The sequence below is a fragment of the Herpetosiphon llansteffanensis genome (genome assembly GCF_003205875.1).
GTDB classification, from domain to species: domain Bacteria; phylum Chloroflexota; class Chloroflexia; order Chloroflexales; family Herpetosiphonaceae; genus Herpetosiphon; species Herpetosiphon llansteffanensis.
Genome location: NZ_PUBZ01000158.1, coordinates 99,005 through 122,120, shown reverse-complemented (window position 1 = coordinate 122,120; position 23,116 = coordinate 99,005). Strand labels below are relative to the sequence as shown.

The following is a 23,116-nucleotide window of genomic DNA, read 5'->3' as shown; positions in this document are numbered from 1 at the left end:
AGGTGAGCTTGATAATACGCCATCATCGGAGGTTTCGACTTGACGCTGGCCAAGCTTGACATGTCAAATAAATAGTATATACTTAAACTATATTTAGGAAGGACGGCTCTATGCCACCTCGTTTGAGTCAGGAAGTACGCACTTGGCTGCATCTCCATCGGGTGATGGCGGCGATGAACAAGCGCCTAACAGCCCAGCTTGCAAGCTATAACCTGACACCAGCCCAATTTGATGTTTTGGCCCAGCTCTTCCGAACGCCGGGGCTTGTCCAGCAAGCGCTCGCCGATCGCCTGTTGGTGACTAAAGGCAACATTGTTGGCCTACTTAATCGCATGGAACATGCTGGCCTCGTCACGCGCCAACCGCACCCCGATGATGGCCGTGCCCATCTTGTCAGCCTAACAGCCCATGGCACGACGCTGGCGACGCAGGTTGTTCCCGAGCATGAGGCGCTAATTGCCGAGTGCATGGCAGTGCTCTCGCCAGAGGATGGTAGCAGCTTGCATGATTTGCTGCGCCGCTTCAAGCATGCCCTCAGATCAGGGTAATTTTTTAATCCAACGCATTCCCTGTGTGTTGCAGCGCCAGTGAGAGCCGCTGATCGAATTCTTGGATGAGCATAAGCACTATGAACAACAGCAATAACCAGCAGCCAACCCAACCAGTAGCAGCATCTTTGACCACAATCAAGACCGAGATTGTTGTGATCGGCGCTGGCCAAGCTGGCCTCTCGTCAGCGTATCATCTTAAACGGCGTGGCTTAGCACCGCATCGTGGTTTTGTGGTGCTTGATCAAGCACCAGCGCCGGGCGGAGCATGGCAAGATCGCTGGGAATCGTTGACGTTGAGTACCGTCAACCGGATTCACGACTTACCAGGGATGGGCTTTGCCGAGGTGGTTGATCCAAATAGCTCCGAGGTGACAGCACGCGTGGCCGTGCCCCAATACTTCGCTGCCTACGAGCGCAGGTTTCAACTCCCAGTCTATCGGCCTGTCCAGGTCGCGTTGGTTTGCACACGCGACGAGCGCTTCCGCATTGAGACCGATCGCGGTGTTTGGTCAGCACGCGGGCTGATCAACGCCACAGGTACATGGGAACAACCCTTCATCCCTGAGTATCCTGGCGCTGAACGCTTCCAAGGTCGCCAACTACACACCAGAGACTACCAGACAGCTGAGGAGTTTATCGGTCAGCATGTGCTTATCGTCGGCGGTGGTATTTCTGCAATCCAGTTGCTTGACCAGATTTCGCAGGTTACAACAACCACATGGGTCACACGCCGCCCGCCGGAATTTTTTACTGGCCCGTTTACCGAGGAACGCGGACGAGCGGCGGTGGCAATGGTTGAAGATCGGGTGCGGCGTGGCCTGCCGCCCACATCGGTAGTCTCGGTCACAGGTCTTGCGCTTACCCCAGCGATCGAGGCAATGCAGACTCGCGGGGTGCTGAAACGACGGCCTATGTTTGCGCAGATCGAAGCTGATGGTGTGCGCTGGTCGGACGGTAGCTATCAGCGCGTCGATGTTATCCTGTGGTGCACCGGCTTTCGCAATGCACTCGACCACCTCGCGCCACTCATGGTACGCGAGCCAAGCGGCGGCATTACCATGACTGGACGGCTGGCAACCCAGGTCGCAAACAATCCCCGCGTGCATCTGGTAGGCTATGGCCCCTCCGCCTCAACGATTGGCGCTAATCGGGCGGGCGCTGCTGCTGCCAGCGAGCTAATGACAGTGCTTGGTTTGCCCTAGAATCATGGATTATTTTTATAAATGCTGGCCTACTGGCTCCTACATAGTTGCTAATTTCAGTGAAATGGTTTATACTTAAACTAAATACAGAACACGAAGGTGAGGAAGGAACGATCAGCGGGAAACAACATTCATCCTAATCGCAGTGCAACCCGTTTTTTTACGCTGATAGTTTACGTATAAACGAATTAGCAGCAGCAGTTGGTGATACCGCAAGGTAACGCTTGGACTCACGCTGCTGCGTGCAATCACAATGGGCAGCCCACCAACCATCCGAATCAACGAATCAAGATCGATCGCGCTTCATTGCTGCCGATCGCTCTGCTTAATCTAGACGCACCACACAGTGCCCCGACCCTTTTCACGAGGTTTTTTTTATGACTGATATTATTTTTGGCTTAGACACTTTCGGCGATGTGCCGACAGACGATGCTGGTACTCCCGTTTCCTACGCGCGGGCGATTCGCCAAGTCTTCGACGAGGCTGTGCTCGCAGACCAGATCGGAGTTGATGTCATCGCCCTTGGCGAGCACCACCGCAAGGAATATGCAATCTCGACTCCAGAGACCGTGCTGGCTGGAATCGCCACGCGAACCAACCGGATTAAACTCGCCTCAGGTGTAACCGTCCTGAGTTCCGACGACCCAGTGCGGGTCTTCCAGCGTTTTGCAACTGTGGATGCGCTTTCAAACGGGCGGGCCGAGGTTATCCTCGGACGCGGGTCGTTCACCGAATCGTTTCCGCTGTTCGGCTACGATTTACGTGACTACAATGTGTTGTTTGAAGAAAAAATCGCCTTGTTTGCAGCGCTGCTTAACGAGCAGCCAGTTACTTGGAGCGGCACGACGCGTGCGTCGCTGGTCAACGCAGATGTATTTCCCAAAACCGAGTCGGGCAACCTTCGAACGTGGGTCGGGGTTGGCGGCACGCCAGAGTCGATCGTGCGCACAGCACACTATGGGTTTCCGCTGATGCTGGCCATCATTGGCGGTGCACCAGAGCGGTTCGCGCCCTACATGGAGTTGTATCGGCGCTCGGCTGCCGAGTTTGGCACCACCGCCCATCCAATTGGCATCCACTCGCCAGGGTTTATCGCCGATACGGATGAGGAGGCATGGAATGCCTACTGGCCATATGCCCGCGTCATCCGCGATCGGATTGGTGCAGATCGGGGCTGGCCACCATCAAGCAAGGCCGAGTATGAGCGTGAACGCGATACAGGCTCGCTCTATATTGGGTCGCCGGAAACAGTAGCCCGCAAGATAGCTCGCACAATCGCATCGCTCGGCGTTGGCCGCTTCGATCTTGTCTATACCTCTGGTGCTCAATCGATGAGCGCACGCATGCGGGCCGTCGAGTTGTACGGCACCAAGGTGATTCCGATGGTTCGCGAGCTGCTTGCTGGCTAAATCGATAGGTTCTTAGGCCAGAGCACATCCTGTCGACGCGGAGTGTCTTTTGTGCGTAAGCCAAATTGCCTCCGCGTTTGATCAATCACAGCATCCGCAACCACAAATGCACGGATTTGGAACGACTCGAATCCATAATCCTGAGCTGACAAGAGGATTTGGAGCTGATGAAATATGCATTTAGTCGAGATGAGGTTCGATGCGCTGGGCGATTGCAAGCGACCAATCAACAAATTTGACCGCCTGAACGCTATCATTCGCAAGCCACCAACTTGCGTTGAGGCAAGCATAGGCATACGTCCATGCAAGAATGCGCGATCGATCAAGCGTAAGCCTATCTGCAAGAATAGTGGCGGTGCTGAGTAATCGCTGCTCGTTATGGACGAGCTGAGGAATTACCGGATTACACAGGGTATTGGCGCACTCGTAGGCTCGTTCGCCCACAAGGCCCTTCGGATCGAAGGCAAGCCAGCCGCGGGCTGAATTGCGAATATTGCGGTGATGAATATCGCCGTGGAGAATCCGTTGCTCATGCGAGTCAGCAAATAATTGTGTTGCTCGTGCAGCCCCGCGCACATAGATCGATGCGATTCCAGCTTTCTTGTCGGTTGCTGCTTGGCGAAATAACGCCGCAAACCAGCGATCAAGCGGCATTAATCCGCTCATTGCGAGGGGCTGAGGAACTGCATGTAAGCGCGTAATGACCTCGGCAATAATGCATGTGGCCTCTGCATCAGCACCCGATTCGACCAACGTGACAAGCTCGGCTCCTGCTGCATATTCGAGTAATTGGGCATGGGCATCAGCCCGAAGCAGCCGAACAGCACCATTTCCCTGAAACAAATGCAACGCCAAAGCACCACGCTGCTCATCAGTTTCTTGCGCATTCAGGAGTTTAAGCACGCATGTCTCACCCCCATGACTCACAGTATAGAGGCTGCTGGTTGCAGTGTGATCGAGAAGCTGCGGTTCGGCAAGATTCCATGCATGTAGATAGGTTGCTAATTGATGTGGATCGTCCATGCGAGCAAGTATAGCAGAAGCGCAAAAAGTGCAGCCATTGTGCATTACCCCTGTGGCTAGCCAAAAGGCGAGCTGCTTGCTGGCTAAACCAACCAGAAGCCTGTTGATTTGAATCAGCAGGCTTCAAGCATTTAATGCAAGCAGCAATTAACGTTGCTGAGCAAACCGCGACCAGCCAGTAGCTTCGGGCGCATTGGCCACCAAATCAAGCAATTGCCGCGCCTCAGCAACCTGCCCGTTATACTCCAAAGCCAGCGCTTTCAAGACCATTGCTTCGTGTTGCGCCCATTGATTGGGCGGCGGTTGGACAAGCTCAGCCAACATCGCCAGCACCAAAGCCGGATCATTGCGCTCAAATAACGCTTGATAACTGGCTTCAATTGTTGGAATACTGTAACCATAATCGTAGCTGCTACGCATATCAAGCCTTGCTGGCAACAACTGCTGGAATCTACCAGCGCTCAAGCCATATTCGATTTGGCTCGGCACTGGTTGGTTGCCAAGGCTATCAGGCAACAGGTGCGCAATCACATGCTGGGTTGCATCAGGTTGCGGCGCAAGGCTAAGCGTGGCGCTAAAAGCACTGGTTGCTTGATTCGGCGATACAACATTCTGCCAAAAGCGATCACCAACCCATGCCGCCAGATAGGAGTTTTGCCCTTGATCAAACAGCCATTCAGGCGCACCATTGGCATCAAGATCGGTAATGGAAGCTGGATGTAGTTGGTCGAACGGTAAATAGGAATCGGTTAACGTTGAGAGGTTGGTGGCGCTACTCCACGGCTGCAACACATACAGCGGCTGATAGCCAGCAGCAGTCGAAAGCATCGCCCATGGAGTGTACATCCCCAGCCAATCGACAATCCCCAACGGATCATTCAGGCCATCGCCGTTTAAATCGTAGGCGCTGCTTAGTTCTTGCCAAGGTAAGCCCAAGCTGGCAAATTGTTGATCAAGCGGCGTGGTCTGCGTCCATTCGTGGAGCGGCAAAAGCAAGCGGGGATGACACAATGGAAGCCAATCAAACTCATTCAGGGCAAACCCATCAAGCCAGCTGCGCCGATAGTCTTCCATAATCAATGGGCGTTCAGTATCGAGCAACTGACACCATTGGGCCAGCGAGCCATCGAAACTGCTAAGGTTAAATTTTTGCACTGCTGCAGCCACCAGCGAGCGCGGAAAACGCTCAACGATGTGCTTCCATGTTGCTTGGGCCGCTGGCAGATCGCGCTTAAGCAGCTGAATTGCGCCAATTCGAAATAAAGCAACAGGCCGAGCATCCTTCAAGGTCATTTTATAGCCAAAATAGGCGCTACCATCGGCCTGATTCGCAGCACGTTCGAGCCACGTAATGGCTTCATCAAAGCGGCCAAGCAGCAACAAGCCATGGGCATAGCGCATCTGCGTTCCCAGCGTATTCGAGAATTTGCCCGTTGGCAGCGCCAGTTCGGCAGGGCTGAGATACTGGCCATCAAAGCGATAGACCGCATCTGGACTGGCGATGCTCAGCGTTGGCTCGGTCTGGATTACCTGCAACTCAGTGGTATCGGCCCACTCAGGAAACAAGCGTACTGGCCTGCCATCGCGCCACGTCCAGCCATTCAAATCACCTGAGCAAGCAGAGCCACAGCGCCATGAGCGCACAAATAATTCCGGCTGAGCATCGCCAGTAACATCGCCAAGGTTCACCTGCGCCCCAGTATCGTTGTCGTAGCCCACCACATGCTCGCCAACCCAGCGATTATGCTGCCAGCGCATCAAGCGTAATTTTCCAAGCCGCGTATGGTTACGAAGCAGCGTGGAATGAAGCAGATAATCTTGGGTTAGATCGCCATCGAAATTGGTTGGTATAATCGTGAGTTGGCCAATTTCGATCGCTGCTGTGGGGCTGGCCGCCAGTGTGCTGGGCAGATTAAGCGCCAAAAATTCAGCCTCGGCCCAAGCATCATAAGCCCATGTTATGTCCATCTGCTGTGGGTCATCGGCTCCAATTTCTTGGGTAGGTTGGCCGATAGCGATAATGTGCCGCCACAACGCCAGCGCTTGCGGATCGGCAGGATGACGCTGGAGATAATCGGCAATTTGCAAGGCTAAGGGTTTGCCACAGCCACGAGTTGGCGCAAGCGGCTCACAATAATCAATGGCATGCGCCCCAAGTAAAGAATCGGCGGTTATGCTGCTCGTTGGAGTAGCAGCAAGCGTTGGGATGGCGGTTTTTGGGGCTTGGACTACGGTCGTTGGCACTACCGACGGACTGATTGTTGCAGGGGGTGGAATGCTGGTAGCAGGCGCGGCACAGGCAATCAAGCCAACAAGCAACATTCCAAGCACGCATATTCGCACAAGCTGCATCTCTAACCCTCAAGCAGTAAATTGGTTCATAGCCACTGTAGTAGCTTGCCAATTGCCCAACAATGATAGCGAGCTGATACACCAATGAGCTGTAGCTAGCCAAAAATAGTTGGTAAAAACCATTGGCGACCGGAGCGAACATTGCCAAATACAAGAATCGTATGCATAGATGCTCCTTCTTTCAATCGTAGCCAACAATCCGCTACTCGATGACTGCTGGACTATTGACATCGGCAACAGCACAGTGCATAGTGTTGCCAGCAAGTATGGATGGCTTGTGATGACCCACATCAAAAACCAAAAGCACTTTCAACGCCGAGGGTGTTCTGCCTAGCCACCGCCCCAATCTCCCTCTGCGCTGATGTTTTTACCTGCAATTATCGCCAATATCCCGTCCCACAATCACTTGGATTTTGGCTTCAACCACTGTTTTTTAGGCTTCCAAACCACAAGAGCTAGAACCGCAGCAATAGTTACTAGCAATGGAGGATTGGCAATGTTTTTTCAACGCTTATATCACGATGGATTGGCTCAGGCAAGTTATTTAGTTGGTTGCCAAAAAACTGGCGAAGGTTTAATCATCGATCCCAACCGTGATAGTGCTGTGTATTTGAATGCTGCCAAGGCTGCTGGCCTACGCATCACGGCGATTACCGAAACCCATATTCACGCCGATTTTGTCTCAGGCAGCCGCGAACTAGCCCAAATAACGGGCGCAACCCTCTATCTTTCGGCGGCAGGCCCAGCAGAATGGCAGTATGCCTATGCCAACAACGACCCCAACATTCAATTAATTAACGATGGCGATAGCTGGATGGTTGGCAATCTCAAGCTTGAGGTATTGCACACACCTGGGCATACCCCAGAACATGTGATTTTTCTGCTGACCGATACGCCAGTCAGTGATCAGCCAATGGGCATTTTCACTGGCGACCTGTTGTTTGTTGGCGATGTTGGCCGCCCCGATTTGCTCGAAAAATCGGCTGGTGTTCAAGGAGCCAGCCAAGCTGCGGCCCACGATTTGTTCACATCATTGCAACGAATCAAACAGTTGCCCGATTTTCTGCAAGTTTGGCCGGGCCATGGTGCTGGCAGCCCGTGCGGCAAAGCCTTGGGAGCCGTGCCGCAAAGCACCTTAGGCTACGAAAAGCAGGTCAATTGGGCCTTGAAACAGCAGAATGAGCATGAATTTGTGGCGACGGTGCTTGATGGCCAGCCAACGCCACCACCCTATTTTGCAGCAATGAAGCGCATCAATCGTGATGGCACAGAGCCACGGCCCCAAACCTTGCCAGCCTTGAGCATTAGCGAAATCAACCAAGATTCCGCCCTGATCGTTGATTTACGCTCAGGCAATGATTTTGCCAAAGCCAGCATTCCAGGCGCGCTCAGCCTCAGCAGCGGAGCGATGCTCAATCGCTGGGCTGGTTGGTTTGTGCCAGTTGAGAGCAAGCTCATCTTGATCGGCACAGAAGCAGAAGCGAAAACAGCCCAAACCGACCTCAGCATGATCGGGATTGATCAAATTGTTGGCTATATTGCGCCAGATGTTTTAGCCGAATGGCTCGCAACCCACCCCAGCCAGAGCTATCAACGCTTGCCAGCAGCCAGCCTCGTCGATCAGCTTGAACGGGTATTTGTGCTCGATGTGCGCACGCCAGAGGAATATGCCAATGGCCATGGAGCCAAGGCGGTTAATATTCCATTAAATGAATTGAGCAAGCGCATGGCCGAAATTCCCCAAAATCAACCCTTGATTGTGCATTGTCAGGCTGGTGGGCGTTCGCCGATTGCCATGAGCGTGCTCAAACCTCATTTTAGCCAGCCAATGCTTGAGATGGCCGACGGCTGGAATGGCTGGCATCAACTGCAACAACTCCAGCGGATTTAATCTGAACTAGTGAAGCGTTCCCTCACCCCCAGCCTCTCTCCTTTCAAGAGTAGGTTTTTAACAATTGATGGTGGTATGGAGCATTCCCTCACCCCCCAGCCCCCTCTCCCACGAAAACGCGGGCGAGGGGGAGCCGACCGTTTTTCACCAAGGAATTAGGGAGCACCAGAGCATTAAAGCCCCTCGCCCGTGCGTGGGCGAGGGGGAGCCGCCATTTTTACCACGAATTCCGCAAAAAACCATGGAATTAAAGCCCCGCGCACGGGAGAGGGGATCTTAAAATATCCCCTTGTAAGCCGCCCTCGCTCCCACGAAAACGCGGGCGAGGGGGAGCCACCATTTTTACCACGAATTCCGCAAAAAACCATGGAATTAAAGCCCCGCGCACGGGAGAGGGGTTGGGGTGAGGGGATCTTAACACCAACCCTTGTAAGCAGCCCCCGCTCCCACGAAAACGCGGGCGAGGGAAGCCGACCGTTTTTCACCAAGGAATTAGGGAGCACCAGAGCATTAAAGCCCCTCGCCCGCACACGGGAGAGGGGTTGGGGTGAGGGGATCTTAAAATATCCCCTTGTGCACCGACGGATTGCAGCAAAACTAGAGCGTTAAAGCTCCGCTCCCAGCGGAATGGGAGCGAGGTTGGGGTGAGGGAACATTAAACACATCACCAAACCAAAAACTGCGCGCTTTTTCAAGCCATTCCACAGTATCGAGAAGCCTATGCTATAATCGGCAGGGTTGATGGTTCGTGATCTGTGTGAGGCATTGAGTTTGAGCTACGTTTTACCGCTTGGCCCGTTTCACCCCAACTGGCAAACCCCGATGCGCATGGTCTTACGGGTTGAGGGCGAACAGATTGCTGATGTTGAATTTCGCGATGGCTACACCAATCGCGGCATTAGCGAGCGTTTGACGCGCACCACCATTCCTCAGGGATTGCACCTTGTGAGCCATATTTGTGCCGCCGATAGCCATGCCCACTCGCTGGGATTTTGCTTGGCGCTCGAACAATTACTCAAAATTAACGCTTCTGAACGGGCTGCGGCGTTACGGCTGCTCGCCTGCGAAGTCGAACGCGCAACCGTCCATCTTAGCACCATGAAAGATGTGCTGACGATTTTGGGCTTGCAGCGCGATGCTGAACATGTGCAAAAATTGCATCATGGCTTATTTGAGGTCATGCAGCATTTATGTGGCAGTAGCTCGCCGCCCAACTATATTGTGCCAGGCGGAGTGCGCCAAGATCTCAGCAGCACCGAGCAAGAATCGATGGCACTGCAATTTCGCCGCCTCGAACGACTCATGTATCGCTTCGTTGATCGCTTTATCGATCATCGCGGGGTTTTGCGGCGTTGTGTTGGCATTGGCGTGCTGAGTCGCGAAGCAGCAGAACAATTTGGCGTGCGCGGCCCCATGGCGCGGGCAGCTGGCATTGGCTTTGATGCGCGGATTGATCGCGCTTATGGTGCGTATGCTCAATTTCCACCAAGCCGCGTCACCCAAGAACGCGGCGATGTTTATGCGCGCTTGGTTATTTTTGCGCTTGAAGCCTTTGAAAGCCTCAAATTGGCAATTCGGGTGCTCGCCAATTTACCGAGCGGCGATTGGGCTGGCAACGCACCCGATAGTGTGCCGCAAGGTAGCGTGACGGCGAATGTTGAATCAGCTCGGGGCACGCTGCGCTATAGCATTCAAAGCAATGGAGTCAAATTAACCAGCGTCAAGATCGATGCACCACGTCAATTCGATCGCTTGATTGCGCGGACAATTTTGGCTGGAATGAATATCGACGACGCACCCTTAATTATCGCCTCGGCTAGTGCATGCACTGCCTGTAGCGAAGAATAACGCATGAACGGACAAACACTACTCACCCTTGCGCCCTTTGGGCTGCTGATGATCATCGCATTGGTCAGTTGGTTAACTGGCCAGCGTTTGCGCACGCGCTTGTTAGGCTTAATTGCCAGCGGCTTAGCGCTTGGAGCACTGGCAATCATTTGGTGGCTCGCCCAAGGCGATTTGCCACGTGATGTTGGGCAACGAGCATGGCTTACCAGCTATGGAGTTGGCCCCAACCCTCTGATGCGCTCGCTGTTGACCTTGCACCTTGATGGCTTGAGTTTGCTTTTTGCAGGCATCACCTTATTGCTCACTAGCATTGGCTTTGCCCACTTGGCGCTAGCCCTCGGTCGGGGCTTGGTTGGCTATGGGCGGCTTTGGGCGGGCATTGCGATTATGGTCTTTGGCAGTTTGCTCGGCATTTTGGCTGGCGATTTGCTATTGCTCGCGTTTGGCTGGGGGCTTGCCTTATTGGGCAGTACGCTGGCACGCCAAGTTGTTGGCAGCAACGATCAGCGCACGCCCTCGGCCTTGGGCATGAGCGGCATGAGTGGCTTTGCAATTTTGGTGGCAATCCTCAGTCAATCGGTGCGCCCCGAAGATGTGCTTGATGGCTCATTTGTGATGGCCGATATTGGCGTTGGCCAATATTTACGCACCTGGTTGCCGCTCGCAGTTGGGGTTGGCATTGCGCTTGGCTTCCCGCCATTTGGCCGCGTGCTCAGCGACGACGAAGATACAACCCCAGCTTTGCATGGCTTGATCATCAGTGCTGGCGTGCCTATTTTAGCGGTCTACACCTTCTTGCGCTTCTTTGGGCTGAACCTTGGCACATGGCCAGAAACCTGGTTTATGGGCTTAAGCTACGTTGGAGCGCTAGCGAGTATTGTTGGGGCAGCCTATGCGTTGCGCGCAACTCGCTTTGGCCCGCTGGTTGGTTGGCAGGCAGTTGCTCAATGGGGCAATGTGGCAATGGCCTTGGGTCGCTACAAGCCAAATCTGCCGCTTGGCGGCGAACATAATACCGCTGTTGTGATGGCAACGCTTACGATTACCGTCACAACATTGGTGGCAACCATGCTGGGTGCGATGGCTTTAGGCACGTTGGAACGTCGCAGCGGCAGCGACTTGATCGCCAAACAACCGGCGCTTGGAGCACCATTGCGCGCTGCTGGCTTGGCCTATGCCTTGGCCACCGCAGCGGCAGTTGGCTTGCCTGCCTTGCCTAGCTTTTGGGCGCGGCGTTGGCTGATGGATTATACCGGCGCTGGCGGTTGGAGCATGGGTGTCTTTTTCGTCAGCAGTGGCTTGCTCTTGCTCTCGTTTATTGGCTCGAATGCGCTGTTTTGGCGGGTCGATCCACAGCGCCCAGTAACCCCAGTCGATGCAGGCCGCGCTAACGATGGCCTCTTGCTTGGGCTTAGTTTGCCCTTGATCGGCTTAAGTTTGGCTCCTGAAATCTTGGTTTGGGTGTTGCAACCAGCCTTGCGTACCCTGCAAGCAGTGCCCAGCCCAATGGATGATCTTGGCAGCATGAGCGTGGGCTTGCGGGTAAGCTTAGCGCTTGGTTTTATCATTCTGCTCTTTGGTTGTTTTCGCAGCCATCGCCAAGCAATTATGCCTTGGACAGGCGGCGAACAGCCAGATCGCGATGATGGCACGGCGCATTTGCCAGCAGCGAGTAGCCGCATGCTCAGTGGCCTTGCCTTGCTAGGCAATCCTCGCCCAGCTTTGCGCCAAAGTCATGGCATCTTGCAAGGCCTCAGTAGCCGCGTCGCATGGGTTTTGCAACTCTTTAGCGGACGCTACTATCTGACCGGCATCCTGATCGCAGCGATTACGATTGTTTTGTTATTAATTCAATAGAGGAAGCTCGCTCGGCTTGATCCGACGAGCATAAACAGCCTATGACAATCACCATCTGGATTTTAATGACGTTGCTGGTGGCCAGCGGCGCAGTCATCGCGATTATGCGTGATTGGCGTTTTAGCCTGATTGCAGTTTTGGTTAATTATATTGCCCAAGGGCTGTTGATTGCCCAACAGCAATTTATCGTGCCAGATTTGGTGATTGCTGGACGGCAGTTTAGCTCACTGGTCTTTATTAAGTTGATTACCGGCATTGGCGTGGCGATTATTCTGGGCATTACGGCGCTGACCTTCTCGCGCGAATATGGCCTTGAAGATCTCGATGAATTTTCGTTGGCTGAGCTTCGCCGCGCTGCGCGGGTTGCCCAACGCGCCAGCAGCCAAGAAAATCGCAAATTTGGCGATTATATTGTGCCAATTTGGGCTACGCTCTTGGTTGGCTTGGCCAGCTTTTTCTTGCCCCGCGTGTTGCCATTGGCGGTCGAAATGTATCCCGATCAGCTTGGTTTGGCGCGTGCAATCGATTTTATGTGGTATTGGCAGGTGTTTATTGGCTTGATTAGCCTCGTGCTGGCCACCGATATTTTGAAGCTTGGGCTGGGCTTGTTGCTCTGTCTGAGCGGCTTAGACTTGCTCTACACCACCTTGGCCAATCGGATTAACATTTTGGCCTTGGGAACCTTGAGTTTGGTTACCTTGCTCTTGGCCTTGGCCATCGCCTATCTCAGCGGTTTGCTCTATGGCCGCTTTAAAACCTTGAATCTGAGTGAAACGGAGCGCCTGAAATGACCTTCTTGCTGATGTTTTGCTTGCCATTGGTCATGGCGGCGGTCTGTTTTGCCCTGCGCCAACAACAAGGGTTAGTGCAAATTTTGGCGATTGGCACGACCATGTTGCTTGGTTGGGTCATTTGGCAAGTGCCAGTTGATCAGCCAATTAGCATCGTTGGCGTAAGCATGACGGTGCGGGCGATCAATCGCTTATTTTTGCTTGCCGTTGCTGGCAGCTTTTGTATAACCTTTATTGTGGCGACGCGGGTAGCCCACGGCGAAAATTTCGTCGTTATTGGCTTGATTATTTTTAGTTTGATCAATGCTGCATTAACAATTGATGTTCAATCGCCATTTTTAATTACGCTCTTGCTGCTGGCCACGGGCTTGGCAATTATCTTGGCTCAAGTCGATTTACCAATTGGCACGACAACTTTGCTACGCGGTCGGGCGATTGGCAGCGGGTTGCGCTACTTGGTGATGATGCTGCTGGCTGGCGTTTTGTTGGCCTTGTGTTTTGTGCTGGCCGACCTCGAAAACACCCCCGATCGCCTAAGCACGACCTCATTAGCACGGCCATTGTTGGCCCTGTTGGTTGTGGGCATTAGCTTACGCTTGGCGATTATTCCATTTCACAGTTGGCTGCCCGATTTGCTCGAAGATTCGCCACCGTTGGTCGGCATTCTGATTGGCATGATCAATTTGGCGGCGCTACTATTTTTGGTTTCGGCATTCCAGTTTTTGCTTGCGCCTGGCTTGTTGACGCTTGATCCTGGGCGATTGCGCTTGGTGCGCTTTGTGGCGCTTGGCTCGGCCATCGGTGGCAGTTTGTTGGCAATCCACGAACGGCCATCATTACGCCGCTTCTTGGCAATGTTGTTAATTTCCGATAGCGGCATGATGCTGTTTGGGGTGGTTTCATCAACCACTGGCTTAACCGGCGCGCTCTTCCAAGCCTTCAATCAATTGGTCTTGAGCGTGGTGTTGTGGACAGCAGTGGCATTGCTTGAACGGCCTGAACCAACCCGCGCAGCTGCTGGCGATGGCTGGTTGCGGCGGCGACCTTGGGCCAGTGGCGTTTTTATCTGTGGTGTTTTGGCCTTGCTCGGCATTCCGCCATTCAATGGCTTTGCCAGCAGAACGCTACTCTACCAAGGCGCTGCTGAAGAGGGCCGCGGCTATCTTGTAGCATTGCTGATTGCCACGATGTTAGGCGCATATGCCTTTGCCTTAGTTCTGCGCGATCATTTCTTGGGTCGTGCTCCAGCATCCTTGCCAGAAGAAGATTTAACCGATTTTCGCGGTTTGGGCTTACCGCCACCGCCGCCACAGCGCACTGAACCCTTGGGCGCAACCACCGTCGCCGTGGCCTTGCTTGGCATTTGTTTGGTAATTGGCTTGTATCCGCCGCTGGTGCTCGATCCAATTATTGAAGCAGTGCGCGGCCTGACTTTTGTGCAATTCCTTTAATCGCAAGGACGAAGCATGAGCGAGCACTGGCGTTGTTTTGTTGCCCTCGATCTGCCCGCCGATTGCCATGCTCAATTATTGGCGATCCAAACGGAACTACGACATTTGCAGCTACCAATTCGCTGGAGCAAGCCCGAAAACCTCCATCTAACTTTGCAATTTTTGGGCAATGTACCAGTCGATCAATTGCCAAACTTGCAAAAAAGCCTACGTGTAGCGCTCACAACCCAAACTGCCCCAATTCTTAGTTGCAATATGTGGGGCTATTTTCCAGCTGCAAGCCAGCCTCGCGTCGTTTGGGCTGGCTTTGAACAATGGCCTGCGCAGCTGCTCCAGCTGCAACAAGCGATTGTTGCGTGCAGCAGCCAAATTGGGATTGTTGCCGAAGATCGGCCATGGCATCCGCACATTACCTTGGGCTACGTCAACGATCGATTAACCAAGCAGCAGCTTGAAGCTATTGCGAGCCAACTCCAAGCAAGTCAATGGCCAGCCCGTTCGGCGGCCTATTCCACCTGTCAGCTTATCCGAAGCGTTCCGCAACCCCAAGGTAGCCGCTATCAAGCGATTGAGACATGGAGCATCGATCATGCGTGACTATCGTTCAATACTCACTTTAACCAATATTATTATCGGCTTGTGTTTAATATTAACTGGCTTTGTATGGGGATTCACCCCTGACATCTCTGATTATGCGAGTTTTTACACCGCTGGCGAAATTGTTAAAACAGATCAGGCCGATTTACTCTATGATATGAAAACCCAAACCGATGTGCAGCAGCCATATCGCGGGTTTAAACCAGGCGATGTCAGCAATTTACTCATTTATGTCAACCCACCACATACAGCAATTTTTATGATTCCATTGACCTGGCTGCCCTATACGGTGTCGTTTTTCGTGTGGTATGCGATTAATCTCTGCCTTTTAGCCTATATTCTTTGGCTTGTATTCCAAGACCTTGGCAACACTGAATCGGCTAATAAATGGCTCGCAATTAGTGCGATTTTTGGGTTTCACACCATCTCAACTGTCCTTTTCTTAGGCACATTTTCGTTCTTGATGCTCTTGGCGACCTACCAAGTCTATCGTTCGACCCAACGCGAACAATGGTTTAAGGCAGCATTTTGGCTGTTTATCGCGACCTTCAAATTTCAATTTATCCTATTCATTGGTTTATGGTTGGTGCTCCAGCGATATTGGCGTGCCTTATTCTGGTTTGCGCTCATTTGTGCCAGCTTTGTTGGGCTAAGCAGCCTAATCTGGGGCTGGGATATGTGGCCCAATTATTTAGATATTGGCAGCAAGACCTTAAATTTCTTCGACCAAAATGGGCTTAAACCAAGTAAAACCCTTACTTTACGCGGAACCTTAACCTTGTGGTTTGGCAACGAAAACAAACAATTGATCAACACTATTGCACAAATTGGCCTTGGTTTAGCCGCAATCGTCTATACATGGTTCGTCTGGCGCTCGCCCAAACATCCCCAACAACAAGCGTGGAATTATAGTTTGGCCGTAACGTTTGGTGCATTATTTTCCTTGCATATGTATGGTCACGATACCATGCTATATGTCACGCCAGTGCTGTTGCTGTTCCAACTCTATCAACAGCGCCAACAACCAACCTGGCTGCCAAAATATTGTTTAGCACTGCCATGGCTTAGCTTTATGGGTACGATATTGCTTGAAGGCGAATTAGGCATTCGTTTACCAACCCTCGTTGCAATAAGCTTGTTAGTTGTTATCATCCGTTTGCGTCCTCAATATCAGGCGATCAAGCTTGAGCCAGCAAGCATAGCCTAGCATTTAACCAAGCTTGCTTGCTGATGGTATGCTTAACTATCGGCAAGCAACGTTTATTCCACCGTAATCAGGCTTTCGATTTCCGCAAAGGTGCTAGCCCCAATCCCTTTGACCTCTTGAATCGCCTCAATCGTGGCAAACGCGCCATGTTCCTCGCGATAGGCCACAATCCGTTCGGCAATCGCTTGGCCAATTTTGGGCAAACTTTCTAGCTCTGTCGCGCTGGCCGTGTTGATATTGATTAATGTAGGTTGCCGCGCAACACTGGTTGGCGCTTGCGCTGGCACTGCCACCCGTGGCTCAGCTGTTGGCTCACTGGTCGGCGCAGGCGTTTCGCCAACAATTGGCACATGCACATGTTGAGCATCCTGCAAATAGGCTGCCAAATTAAGTGCCTGTGAATCGGCGTTGGCTTGCAAGCCGCCAGCAGCCTGCACCAAATCATCAAGCCGCGCGCCAATGGGCAACTCATAAACCCCAGGTTTGGCGACCGCGCCACTAATATATGCTCCCAATACGGCAAGCGTAGGCGTTACTTCGGGCAAGGTAAGCGTTGGGGTTAATGCCAAAGTCGGCGTAATTGGCTCAAGCGTTGGTACTTCAGTTGGAGCACTGGTTGGCCATAAACTCAATGCCTCCTCGCCCTCCGAGCCAGCGCTGGCAGTTGATTGCCAAAGATTCCAGCCCAAAAATCCAGCCACAACAATTCCCAGTAGCCATTGCCAACGAATCTGTTGCAACATCGGCGCACCTCCCAAGCACAATTAAAAGTCTGGTATCTTTAGAGCCACAGATTGGCATTTTTTGGCATGAAGGAAGCCCAATTGAAGCAAATTCGTGATCTTTTGCCCCATTTTTGCACAATTCCGCGTGGCATTGTGCAAATGGGCACGCCCAACGAGCAACTTAGCGATTTAGCACGGCGTTTCGGTGGCACGCGTGAATCGTATGCTGAAGAAGCACCGCAACATCCGGTTGAAATTGCCGCTTTTGCGCTGGCCCAAGTGCCAGTTACCAATGAACTGTATGCTCAATGGATCAAGCAGTCGGGCCAGCGTGCGCCAATTGTTTGGCATGGCCAGCAACCGCCCGCCGAGCTTGCCACCTATCCAGTGGTCGATGTAACATGGGATGAAGCAATGGCCTTTTGTGGCTGGCTGAGCGGCGAAGTTGGGCTAGCCTTGCGTTTGCCAAGCGAAGCAGAGTGGGAGCGAGCGGCACGTGGCGATGATACGCGCATCTATCCATGGGGCGATGATTTTGACCCAACATTGATGAATATTAAAGAAAGCCTGCGCGGCGGCTTAGCGCCGGTTGGCAGTTATCCACAAGCAGCAAGTCCATTTGGGGTCTACGATTTAGCAGGCAATATTTGGGAATGGACAAGTTCGCTGCAAAAATCGTATCCCTATATTGCTGACGATGGTCGCGAAGCGCTACAACCTGCTCCAGAAGCCGATCGGCGGCGGATTATGCGCGGTGGCTGCTGGGGTAACCCTGGCCATTTTGCCCGTAATACCTGCCGTTTTCGCTTGCCACCTGAACGCTCGACCCATTTATTGGGCTTTCGGCTGGCCTACAACTTGCCCAAGAGTGATTAATCGCTGACTGCATAATCAAGCTAATTCAATCGAAAAAAAAGCCAAAAGCGTGGTATAATCGCAGGCTATTCACGGGAAGCTTATTCGACATTTCAGCTACTTTATCCAGCAGGCGTAGCCTTCCTAGCGCATCGGAGGATGGTATGTCACGGGAACATTACGAGCAGCAACTTCGGTCATTAAATGATGATCTCTTACGCATGGGAGCATTGGTCGAAACCGCCATTGGCCAGTCAATTCAGGCATTAACCAACCATGACGAGGCCATGGCCCAGGCTGTTATTCGCAACGATGATTTAATTGACAAGGCCCAATATGCTTTGGAAGAAAAAGCCCTCTTGCTGTTTGCAACCCAACAACCATTAGTCGCGCGTGATTTACGTTTAGTCAGTGCGATTATTACGATTGCGAGTGAGCTTGAACGCGTTGGCGATTATGCTGAAGGGATTGCCAAAATTGCGATTCGGCAAGGCCAAACTCCAGCGCTCAAGCCACAAGCTGAAGTGCCATCGATGACCAGCAAAGCGCAAACGATGCTGCGCACCGCCTTGGAATGCTATACGCGGATTGACGTTAAGCTGGCCAAAACGCTCAGTGCTGCTGATGACGAAATCGACAACCAAACCGATCGCGTTCAACGCGAAATTCTCGAAGTTATGATTGCTGATGCTAGCACTGTTGAACAAGCAACCCGTTTATTGTACGTTGTGCATAATCTCGAACGCATCGCCGACCGTGCCACCAATATCGGTGAACGGGTTGTCTTTATGGCAACAGGGCAAATGGCCGACCTGAATGAACAACGGGCGTAATTGAGGAACAGGTTGGCAAATTCTCTGTTGGAGGTTTTCAATGGGCGTGTCTCACCGTCAAGTTTTTGATGAACAACTCACCGAGTTGCACGATGGGGTTTTTCGCGTTGGCACCATGGTCGAAGCAGCCTTATCTAAAGCGCTTCAATCGATCAAACTTTACGATCAAGCGACGGTGCGCAAGGTTGTGCAAAACGACCAAACAATCAATCACGAGGTTCAGCGGTTGCATGATCAAGCCCTGTTGATCATCGCAACCCAACAGCCATTAGCCCGTGATTTGCGCTTGGTGAGTGTGGTTCTCAGCCTTCTGCCAGAGCTAGAACGCATGGGTGATTATGCGGCAACAATCTGCAAATTGCAGGAACGAATTGCTGCCACGCCCAATTTTGTGAGCGTTGCCGAAATGCCGCAGCCAATTCCGCGCTTAATTAATGAATTGAGCCAGCGCACCAGCGAAATTTTGCATGCTGGCCTCGAAGCTTTGCGCAAAAACGATCGCAGCTTTGCCGATCGCGTAACGACGCTCGACGATGTGATCGATCAATTGTATCGTGAGATGTTCGAAGCCACAGTTAACATTTCAACCAGCAGCCCTGATCTTGCTGCCGCAGCAATTCATCTGCTGACCTTGGCGCATAATCTCGAACGGCTCGGCGATCGGGTTACCAACTTGGCCGAACAGATCGAATATCTGATTACGGGTAAGGTTGTAGCACTTAATCACTAAATTGGGTTGGAACCTCGGAGCGCGAGCAGCGTAGTATCCTCGGATTGCATTTGCTTGGCATTGGAGGATGTATGATTTGGACGTTATTGGCGTGGCTGGGATTTTTGGCTTTACTCGGATTCGGCTGGGTTGCAGTGGCAACATTGCGCGGGGCGATCCAAGGCCGAGCAAGCATGCTCTGGTTACTCGGCATTTGGACTGGCCTTTCGGCACTTGGCGCGCTCCTCGTTTGGCGGGCAGCGCTGCTTGAAACTTGGTCGATTAGCTTGTGGCTTGGCTTAGCCTTGGCCGCAATCGCCCCCATTGCCTGGGTTTTGGGCAATGTTGGCAAACGCTTGCAAGCCCACGGAATCAAATTGGGCAATTTGCTCAAATTCCGCTAGCATCACAGCCATGGCTATGGCATAATAAAGCGCCACAGTTGGCGCAGCGAGTCTCCAACAGGAGGCTCGTTTTTTTGTTTAGGCTGAGGTAGGTAGCATGATCGATCTTGAATATGTTCCAATGGAGACGCTTGAAGCTGGCTTAGACCATATTCGCCAAGCGCCCAAGAATCAAGGGGTTTTGCAATTAATCGTTCGTCGACCTGCCAGCGAGCAACGCGAAGTGCTCGATCAAGGCCAGCTTGATTTGGTCGAAGGCTTAGTTGGCGACAATTGGAAAACCCGTGGCAGTTCGCGCACCGAAGATGGTAGCTCGCACCCCGATATGCAGCTGAATATTATCAATGTGCGCTCGATTGGCCTGCTCTCGCCAGATCAAGAGCGTTGGCAATTGGCTGGCGATCAATTATTTATTGATCTCGATTTGAGCGACGAGAATTTGCCAGCAGGCACACGCTTGGCAATTGGCGATACAATTATCGAGGTAACTGACCAACCACATAATGGCTGCAAAAAATTTGCCGAGCGCTATGGCCAAGATGCGATCAAGTTTGTCAATTCGGCGGTTGGCAAAGAACTACACTTGCGTGGCATCAACGCGCGGGTTGTACAGCCAGGCACAATTCGCCAAGGGGATGTTGTTAGCAAAATCTAACCCCCATGGCAGGCAGGAATATAGGACTATGGGTGTGAGCAATCGTTAGGTTCTCGGTAAGCTACGAAGGCGATACTATGAACAAATCCTTCCTCCTCACACACACTCTTCTCTTCTTCAAGCGGCCCAACTGGGCCGTTTGGAGTTTTAGGGCTTTTAGATCAGCGCATTATTTCGGTACTGCGGTGGTTGAGCATTCACTTCCTTTGAATTCTCCAAGCAAGAGCACATACCATGTGCGATGGACTTGTTTCGATTCGGCTGGGATACCGCGACTGTTATTGGGATCAACACTACTAAGCTCTAAAGTCAATGCATCTTTCTCCCACATATGATCTTCTGCATGATATGTATCCCTTTGCGTCCATCCTTGCTGTTGAAGATAGGTGGTATAGGTCTGGAAGAAGGCTTGTTTCGTCTGCATACTGCCCATCACAACGCGAACAACCCCATAATAGGGGCTTTCTTGATGGTTTTCACCATTAGTTGCCTCATAATGCAAGCGCACAGTATCGGTTTGTAGAAAGTGGGATTCTGGCATTTTTTCTAAATCGGCAAGTGCATAACATGCAGCTGAGGGTGCGGCAGCGCCGCAGGCAGCAAGCACAAGCGTCAAACCTAAGACCATGGATAATGGTGCAATCCGTACATAATTCATCTTCTCTCCCTAGCAATAATTAGCAGCCAAAGCTTGATTAATTTGCTATACTAGCGCAATCAACTTCAACAAAGGAGGGCAATGATGCGCTATGCAATTGTAATTGAAAAAGCTCCAAATAACTATTCGGGCTATATTCTCGATGTTTTAGGTTGTGTTGCCACCGGTGAAACGCCAGAAGAAGTTAAACAACTGTTGCAAGAAGCGATTGTATTCCATTTAGAGGGCGAAGAGATTCTGCCATCGACCACCTTAGTTGATTATATTGAATTTGAGCCAGAAACCAAGGGCTAAAATTAACAACCCCCAGCATTTTGAAACTGACTGGGGGTTGCCAACATTCATTGAACGATTAATCTTTGTTGGGCAAGAATCGGAACATCCCAGCGCCACAGACTTCACAGGTTCCGCGCAAGGCACGGCGGCCATTTTCGGTCAACTCTTCATGGGCATCGATCATTGGCTGCTTGGCGCGACATGAGACGCAGTAGCTGCGCAACTCATCATCGTCGTCGTCATCCTCGGCTAGAGCTTCGGTTTCAGCTTCAACTTCGGCAGCTGGAGCTTCGCCTTCTGCACTCGCTGAGTCATTGCCGCCAACTTCGCGTTCCAACAATGGCGCTTCATCAGCAACTGGTTCTGGCTCGACGGCAACCGGATCGGCTTCCACTTCGGGAGCGCTGGTCGCAACTTCCGTGGTTAAAATATCGGTTGGCAAGACGATCCGCGGCGGATCTGATGGTGGCGGCGGTGGCGGTGGCAAAATTGGAGCCGAATCGATTGGTTGCAGCTTGCGCCGCACAATCACCACTACAGCGGCCAAGCCCAACAACAACGACACCCACAACCTGCGTTTGCTTTTTGGTTGGTTTCCCATTTATACCTCGCTTTGTGGTGCTGAGCTAACAACTGAGCGGCGCAAACCACGCAGCGTTGCTAAATTGCGAATATCTGCGCTTTCATCTGGTTCTTTCGGGGTCTCTAAAGCCATCGGAATCGTTTGAAAGCGAGGATCGTTCAGAATCAACTCAAAACCAGCCAAGCCCACAAATCCCTCACCAATATGGGTATGACGGTCAACGCGGCTACCAAGATCGTTCTTGGAATCGTTGAGATGGAAGGCCCGCAAGCGATCGATGCCGATTAAACGATCAAAATGCTCAAACGTGCTTTGGTAGCCTTCGGCAGTGCGAAAATCGTAGCCAGCAGCTAAGCCATGGCAGGTATCAAAGCAAATTCCAAGCCGTGGATGGCCATCGCACAGCTCGATCAAGCGGGACAAATGCTCAAAGCTATGCCCCAAGGCTGTGCCTTGGCCAGCGGTAATCTCGAGCAAAATGTCGGTATCGCCAGCATTTTCGGCCAGCAAACGCCGCAATGCAGCGCCAACCCGCTCCAAGCCTGCGGCCTCGCCTGAGCCAACATGAGCGCCTGGGTGGGTGACCAACGCGCCAACCCCCAACTGCTGGCAACGCTCTAGCTCAACCCGAAAGGCCGCGATCGATTTTTCCCATAAGCTATCGTCGGGACTGCCCAAATTGATCAAGTATGAATCGTGGGCAATCAAGGGTGGCGTGCCAGCATCACGATGCGCTGCTTGAAACGTAGCACAATCAGCGGCACTTAATGGCTTGGCATTCCATTGGCGTTGGCTTTTGGTAAAAATTTGAATCACATGACATGTTGTGGCATGCGCGCGCTCAAAGGCTGTGTGCAAACCACCAACGGTTGAAACATGCGCTCCTAAATTGGGCATGGGGTTTCTCGCTCCAAACAAGTGTCGCCTGCAATTATAGCACTTTCAAGCCATGGTTGAGATTAGCGCTTCGCAGCAATTATTGATAATCATTTATTCTTTATAGCAGACTGAAATCTAATATAAACTTTCATCAAAGTAGATAATGTTTACGGTTTGTGTTTCCACTTTATTGAGCGCTGACACCTTATCTCTAATCGCTGATTGCTGACCCATCATTTCGCCTCCCTTCCGTCCCTCCGCCGGAGGGAAACGCAAGGGGTTTTCAGCCCCCTGCACCCCCAAATATTTACGTGTAGGATTGTTGATATATGCCTATTTCCCCCTTCGTGCTCTTCGCGG

At 52.2% G+C, this 23,116-nt stretch carries 22 protein-coding genes; 16 read left to right on the top strand and 6 right to left on the bottom strand.

Features of this window, described 5'->3' with window-relative positions:
* Positions 1-110 precede the first annotated feature (110 nt).
* The 3 genes from C5S61_RS25305 to C5S61_RS25295 all read left to right on the top strand — a co-directional run bounded on the left by C5S61_RS25305 (position 111) and on the right by C5S61_RS25295 (position 3,162).
* Positions 111-548, top strand: a complete 438-nt coding sequence (locus tag C5S61_RS25305) for a MarR family winged helix-turn-helix transcriptional regulator (RefSeq protein WP_110520158.1) — start codon at positions 111-113, stop codon at positions 546-548.
* Positions 549-628: 80 nt separating this feature from the next.
* Positions 629-1,753, top strand: coding sequence for an NAD(P)-binding domain-containing protein (locus tag C5S61_RS25300; protein WP_110520156.1), 1,125 nt, complete (start codon positions 629-631; stop codon positions 1,751-1,753).
* Positions 1,754-2,130: 377 nt separating this feature from the next.
* Entirely contained in the window at positions 2,131-3,162 is a 1,032-nt protein-coding gene (locus C5S61_RS25295; protein ID WP_110520154.1) for an LLM class flavin-dependent oxidoreductase, read from the top strand.
* 180 nt (positions 3,163-3,342) lie between these two features.
* On the opposite strand, the gene C5S61_RS25290 is transcribed toward C5S61_RS25295, so the two are convergent.
* Together C5S61_RS25290 and C5S61_RS25285 are read right to left on the bottom strand one after the other, a co-directional pair.
* Positions 3,343-4,185: an aminoglycoside phosphotransferase family protein gene (locus C5S61_RS25290; RefSeq protein WP_164689783.1), complete on the bottom strand. Its 843-nt coding sequence runs from the start codon at positions 4,183-4,185 to the stop codon at positions 3,343-3,345.
* Positions 4,186-4,332: 147 nt separating this feature from the next.
* Positions 4,333-6,537, bottom strand: coding sequence for a tetratricopeptide repeat protein (locus C5S61_RS25285; protein ID WP_124033508.1), 2,205 nt, complete (start codon positions 6,535-6,537; stop codon positions 4,333-4,335).
* A gap of 496 nt (positions 6,538-7,033) precedes the next feature.
* Between C5S61_RS25285 and C5S61_RS25280 the strand changes: the two genes are divergently transcribed.
* The 7 genes from C5S61_RS25280 (at position 7,034) to C5S61_RS25250 (ending at position 16,179) form a co-directional block, all read left to right on the top strand.
* Positions 7,034-8,428, top strand: a complete 1,395-nt coding sequence (locus tag C5S61_RS25280) for an MBL fold metallo-hydrolase (protein ID WP_110520148.1) — start codon at positions 7,034-7,036, stop codon at positions 8,426-8,428.
* Between the two features lie 771 nt (positions 8,429-9,199).
* Complete coding sequence (locus C5S61_RS25275; protein WP_164689782.1) at positions 9,200-10,276, top strand: hydrogenase large subunit; 1,077 nt, start codon at positions 9,200-9,202, stop codon at positions 10,274-10,276.
* 3 nt (positions 10,277-10,279) lie between these two features.
* The gene (locus C5S61_RS25270; RefSeq protein ID WP_110520144.1) at positions 10,280-12,133 is read left to right on the top strand and encodes a hypothetical protein; all 1,854 of its coding nucleotides are present in this window, start codon (positions 10,280-10,282) and stop codon (positions 12,131-12,133) included.
* A gap of 41 nt (positions 12,134-12,174) precedes the next feature.
* Entirely contained in the window at positions 12,175-12,924 is a 750-nt protein-coding gene (locus C5S61_RS25265; RefSeq protein WP_110520142.1) for a hypothetical protein, read from the top strand.
* Complete coding sequence (locus C5S61_RS25260; protein ID WP_110520140.1) at positions 12,921-14,375, top strand: proton-conducting transporter transmembrane domain-containing protein; 1,455 nt, start codon at positions 12,921-12,923, stop codon at positions 14,373-14,375. Before C5S61_RS25265 ends, C5S61_RS25260 begins: the two co-directional genes overlap by 4 nt.
* 15 nt (positions 14,376-14,390) lie before the next feature.
* On the top strand, positions 14,391-14,972 hold the full coding sequence (gene thpR / locus C5S61_RS25255; RefSeq protein WP_110520138.1) for an RNA 2',3'-cyclic phosphodiesterase: 582 nt from the start codon (positions 14,391-14,393) through the stop codon (positions 14,970-14,972).
* The gene (locus tag C5S61_RS25250; protein WP_110520136.1) at positions 14,965-16,179 is read left to right on the top strand and encodes a glycosyltransferase family 87 protein; all 1,215 of its coding nucleotides are present in this window, start codon (positions 14,965-14,967) and stop codon (positions 16,177-16,179) included. The genes thpR and C5S61_RS25250 overlap by 8 nt, the downstream gene beginning before the upstream one ends.
* 53 nt (positions 16,180-16,232) lie before the next feature.
* Here the strand turns inward: C5S61_RS25250 and C5S61_RS25245 are convergent, their stop codons facing one another.
* Positions 16,233-16,922 (bottom strand): ComEA family DNA-binding protein, encoded by a 690-nt coding sequence (locus tag C5S61_RS25245; RefSeq protein WP_110520134.1) that lies wholly within the window; start codon positions 16,920-16,922, stop codon positions 16,233-16,235.
* A gap of 81 nt (positions 16,923-17,003) precedes the next feature.
* Here C5S61_RS25245 and C5S61_RS25240 point away from each other — a divergent pair, with 81 nt between their 5' ends.
* The 5 genes from C5S61_RS25240 (at position 17,004) to C5S61_RS25220 (ending at position 20,360) form a co-directional block, all read left to right on the top strand.
* A complete protein-coding gene (locus tag C5S61_RS25240) occupies positions 17,004-17,780 on the top strand; it encodes a formylglycine-generating enzyme family protein (protein WP_164689781.1) in 777 nt (258 codons plus the stop codon).
* A 143-nt stretch (positions 17,781-17,923) separates the two neighbouring features.
* Complete coding sequence (gene phoU, locus C5S61_RS25235; protein ID WP_110520130.1) at positions 17,924-18,592, top strand: phosphate signaling complex protein PhoU; 669 nt, start codon at positions 17,924-17,926, stop codon at positions 18,590-18,592.
* Between the two features lie 40 nt (positions 18,593-18,632).
* On the top strand, positions 18,633-19,322 hold the full coding sequence (gene phoU / locus C5S61_RS25230; protein ID WP_110520128.1) for a phosphate signaling complex protein PhoU: 690 nt from the start codon (positions 18,633-18,635) through the stop codon (positions 19,320-19,322).
* A 71-nt stretch (positions 19,323-19,393) separates the two neighbouring features.
* Positions 19,394-19,705 (top strand): hypothetical protein, encoded by a 312-nt coding sequence (locus C5S61_RS25225; RefSeq protein WP_110520126.1) that lies wholly within the window; start codon positions 19,394-19,396, stop codon positions 19,703-19,705.
* A 97-nt stretch (positions 19,706-19,802) separates the two neighbouring features.
* Complete coding sequence (locus C5S61_RS25220) at positions 19,803-20,360, top strand: MOSC domain-containing protein (RefSeq protein ID WP_110520124.1); 558 nt, start codon at positions 19,803-19,805, stop codon at positions 20,358-20,360.
* A gap of 169 nt (positions 20,361-20,529) precedes the next feature.
* Here C5S61_RS25220 and C5S61_RS25215 read toward each other — a convergent pair whose 3' ends face one another.
* Positions 20,530-21,018 carry a hypothetical protein gene (locus tag C5S61_RS25215; protein ID WP_110520122.1) on the bottom strand — a complete coding sequence of 163 codons (489 nt, stop codon included), beginning with the start codon at positions 21,016-21,018 and terminating at the stop codon, positions 20,530-20,532.
* Between the two features lie 84 nt (positions 21,019-21,102).
* Here C5S61_RS25215 and C5S61_RS25210 point away from each other — a divergent pair, with 84 nt between their 5' ends.
* Complete coding sequence (locus C5S61_RS25210) at positions 21,103-21,312, top strand: type II toxin-antitoxin system HicB family antitoxin (RefSeq protein ID WP_110520120.1); 210 nt, start codon at positions 21,103-21,105, stop codon at positions 21,310-21,312.
* Positions 21,313-21,370: 58 nt separating this feature from the next.
* On the opposite strand, the gene C5S61_RS25205 is transcribed toward C5S61_RS25210, so the two are convergent.
* Together C5S61_RS25205 and C5S61_RS25200 are read right to left on the bottom strand one after the other, a co-directional pair.
* Positions 21,371-21,895, bottom strand: a complete 525-nt coding sequence (locus C5S61_RS25205) for a DUF5679 domain-containing protein (protein WP_110520118.1) — start codon at positions 21,893-21,895, stop codon at positions 21,371-21,373.
* Positions 21,896-22,774 (bottom strand): deoxyribonuclease IV, encoded by an 879-nt coding sequence (locus tag C5S61_RS25200; RefSeq protein ID WP_110520116.1) that lies wholly within the window; start codon positions 22,772-22,774, stop codon positions 21,896-21,898.
* Positions 22,775-23,116 lie beyond the last annotated feature (342 nt).

What these genes read in the sequence shown, in the direction of transcription:
- C5S61_RS25295 (WP_110520154.1), top strand. Translation starts at nt 2,131, where the DNA reads ATGACTGATATTATTTTTGGCTTAGACACTTTCGGCGATGTGCCGACA.
- phoU (WP_110520128.1), top strand. Translation starts at nt 18,633, where the DNA reads ATGGGCGTGTCTCACCGTCAAGTTTTTGATGAACAACTCACCGAGTTG.
- C5S61_RS25215 (WP_110520122.1), bottom strand. Translation starts at nt 21,018, where the DNA reads ATGAATTATGTACGGATTGCACCATTATCCATGGTCTTAGGTTTGACG.
- C5S61_RS25290 (WP_164689783.1), bottom strand. Translation starts at nt 4,185, where the DNA reads ATGGACGATCCACATCAATTAGCAACCTATCTACATGCATGGAATCTT.
- C5S61_RS25250 (WP_110520136.1), top strand. Translation starts at nt 14,965, where the DNA reads ATGCGTGACTATCGTTCAATACTCACTTTAACCAATATTATTATCGGC.
- C5S61_RS25225 (WP_110520126.1), top strand. Translation starts at nt 19,394, where the DNA reads ATGATTTGGACGTTATTGGCGTGGCTGGGATTTTTGGCTTTACTCGGA.
- C5S61_RS25205 (WP_110520118.1), bottom strand. Translation starts at nt 21,895, where the DNA reads ATGGGAAACCAACCAAAAAGCAAACGCAGGTTGTGGGTGTCGTTGTTG.
- C5S61_RS25270 (WP_110520144.1), top strand. Translation starts at nt 10,280, where the DNA reads ATGAACGGACAAACACTACTCACCCTTGCGCCCTTTGGGCTGCTGATG.
- C5S61_RS25305 (WP_110520158.1), top strand. Translation starts at nt 111, where the DNA reads ATGCCACCTCGTTTGAGTCAGGAAGTACGCACTTGGCTGCATCTCCAT.
- C5S61_RS25260 (WP_110520140.1), top strand. Translation starts at nt 12,921, where the DNA reads ATGACCTTCTTGCTGATGTTTTGCTTGCCATTGGTCATGGCGGCGGTC.
- C5S61_RS25220 (WP_110520124.1), top strand. Translation starts at nt 19,803, where the DNA reads ATGATCGATCTTGAATATGTTCCAATGGAGACGCTTGAAGCTGGCTTA.
- C5S61_RS25245 (WP_110520134.1), bottom strand. Translation starts at nt 16,922, where the DNA reads ATGTTGCAACAGATTCGTTGGCAATGGCTACTGGGAATTGTTGTGGCT.
- phoU (WP_110520130.1), top strand. Translation starts at nt 17,924, where the DNA reads ATGTCACGGGAACATTACGAGCAGCAACTTCGGTCATTAAATGATGAT.
- C5S61_RS25265 (WP_110520142.1), top strand. Translation starts at nt 12,175, where the DNA reads ATGACAATCACCATCTGGATTTTAATGACGTTGCTGGTGGCCAGCGGC.
- C5S61_RS25300 (WP_110520156.1), top strand. Translation starts at nt 629, where the DNA reads ATGAACAACAGCAATAACCAGCAGCCAACCCAACCAGTAGCAGCATCT.
- C5S61_RS25285 (WP_124033508.1), bottom strand. Translation starts at nt 6,537, where the DNA reads ATGCAGCTTGTGCGAATATGCGTGCTTGGAATGTTGCTTGTTGGCTTG.
- C5S61_RS25200 (WP_110520116.1), bottom strand. Translation starts at nt 22,774, where the DNA reads ATGCCCAATTTAGGAGCGCATGTTTCAACCGTTGGTGGTTTGCACACA.
- C5S61_RS25280 (WP_110520148.1), top strand. Translation starts at nt 7,034, where the DNA reads ATGTTTTTTCAACGCTTATATCACGATGGATTGGCTCAGGCAAGTTAT.
- C5S61_RS25210 (WP_110520120.1), top strand. Translation starts at nt 21,103, where the DNA reads ATGCGCTATGCAATTGTAATTGAAAAAGCTCCAAATAACTATTCGGGC.
- thpR (WP_110520138.1), top strand. Translation starts at nt 14,391, where the DNA reads ATGAGCGAGCACTGGCGTTGTTTTGTTGCCCTCGATCTGCCCGCCGAT.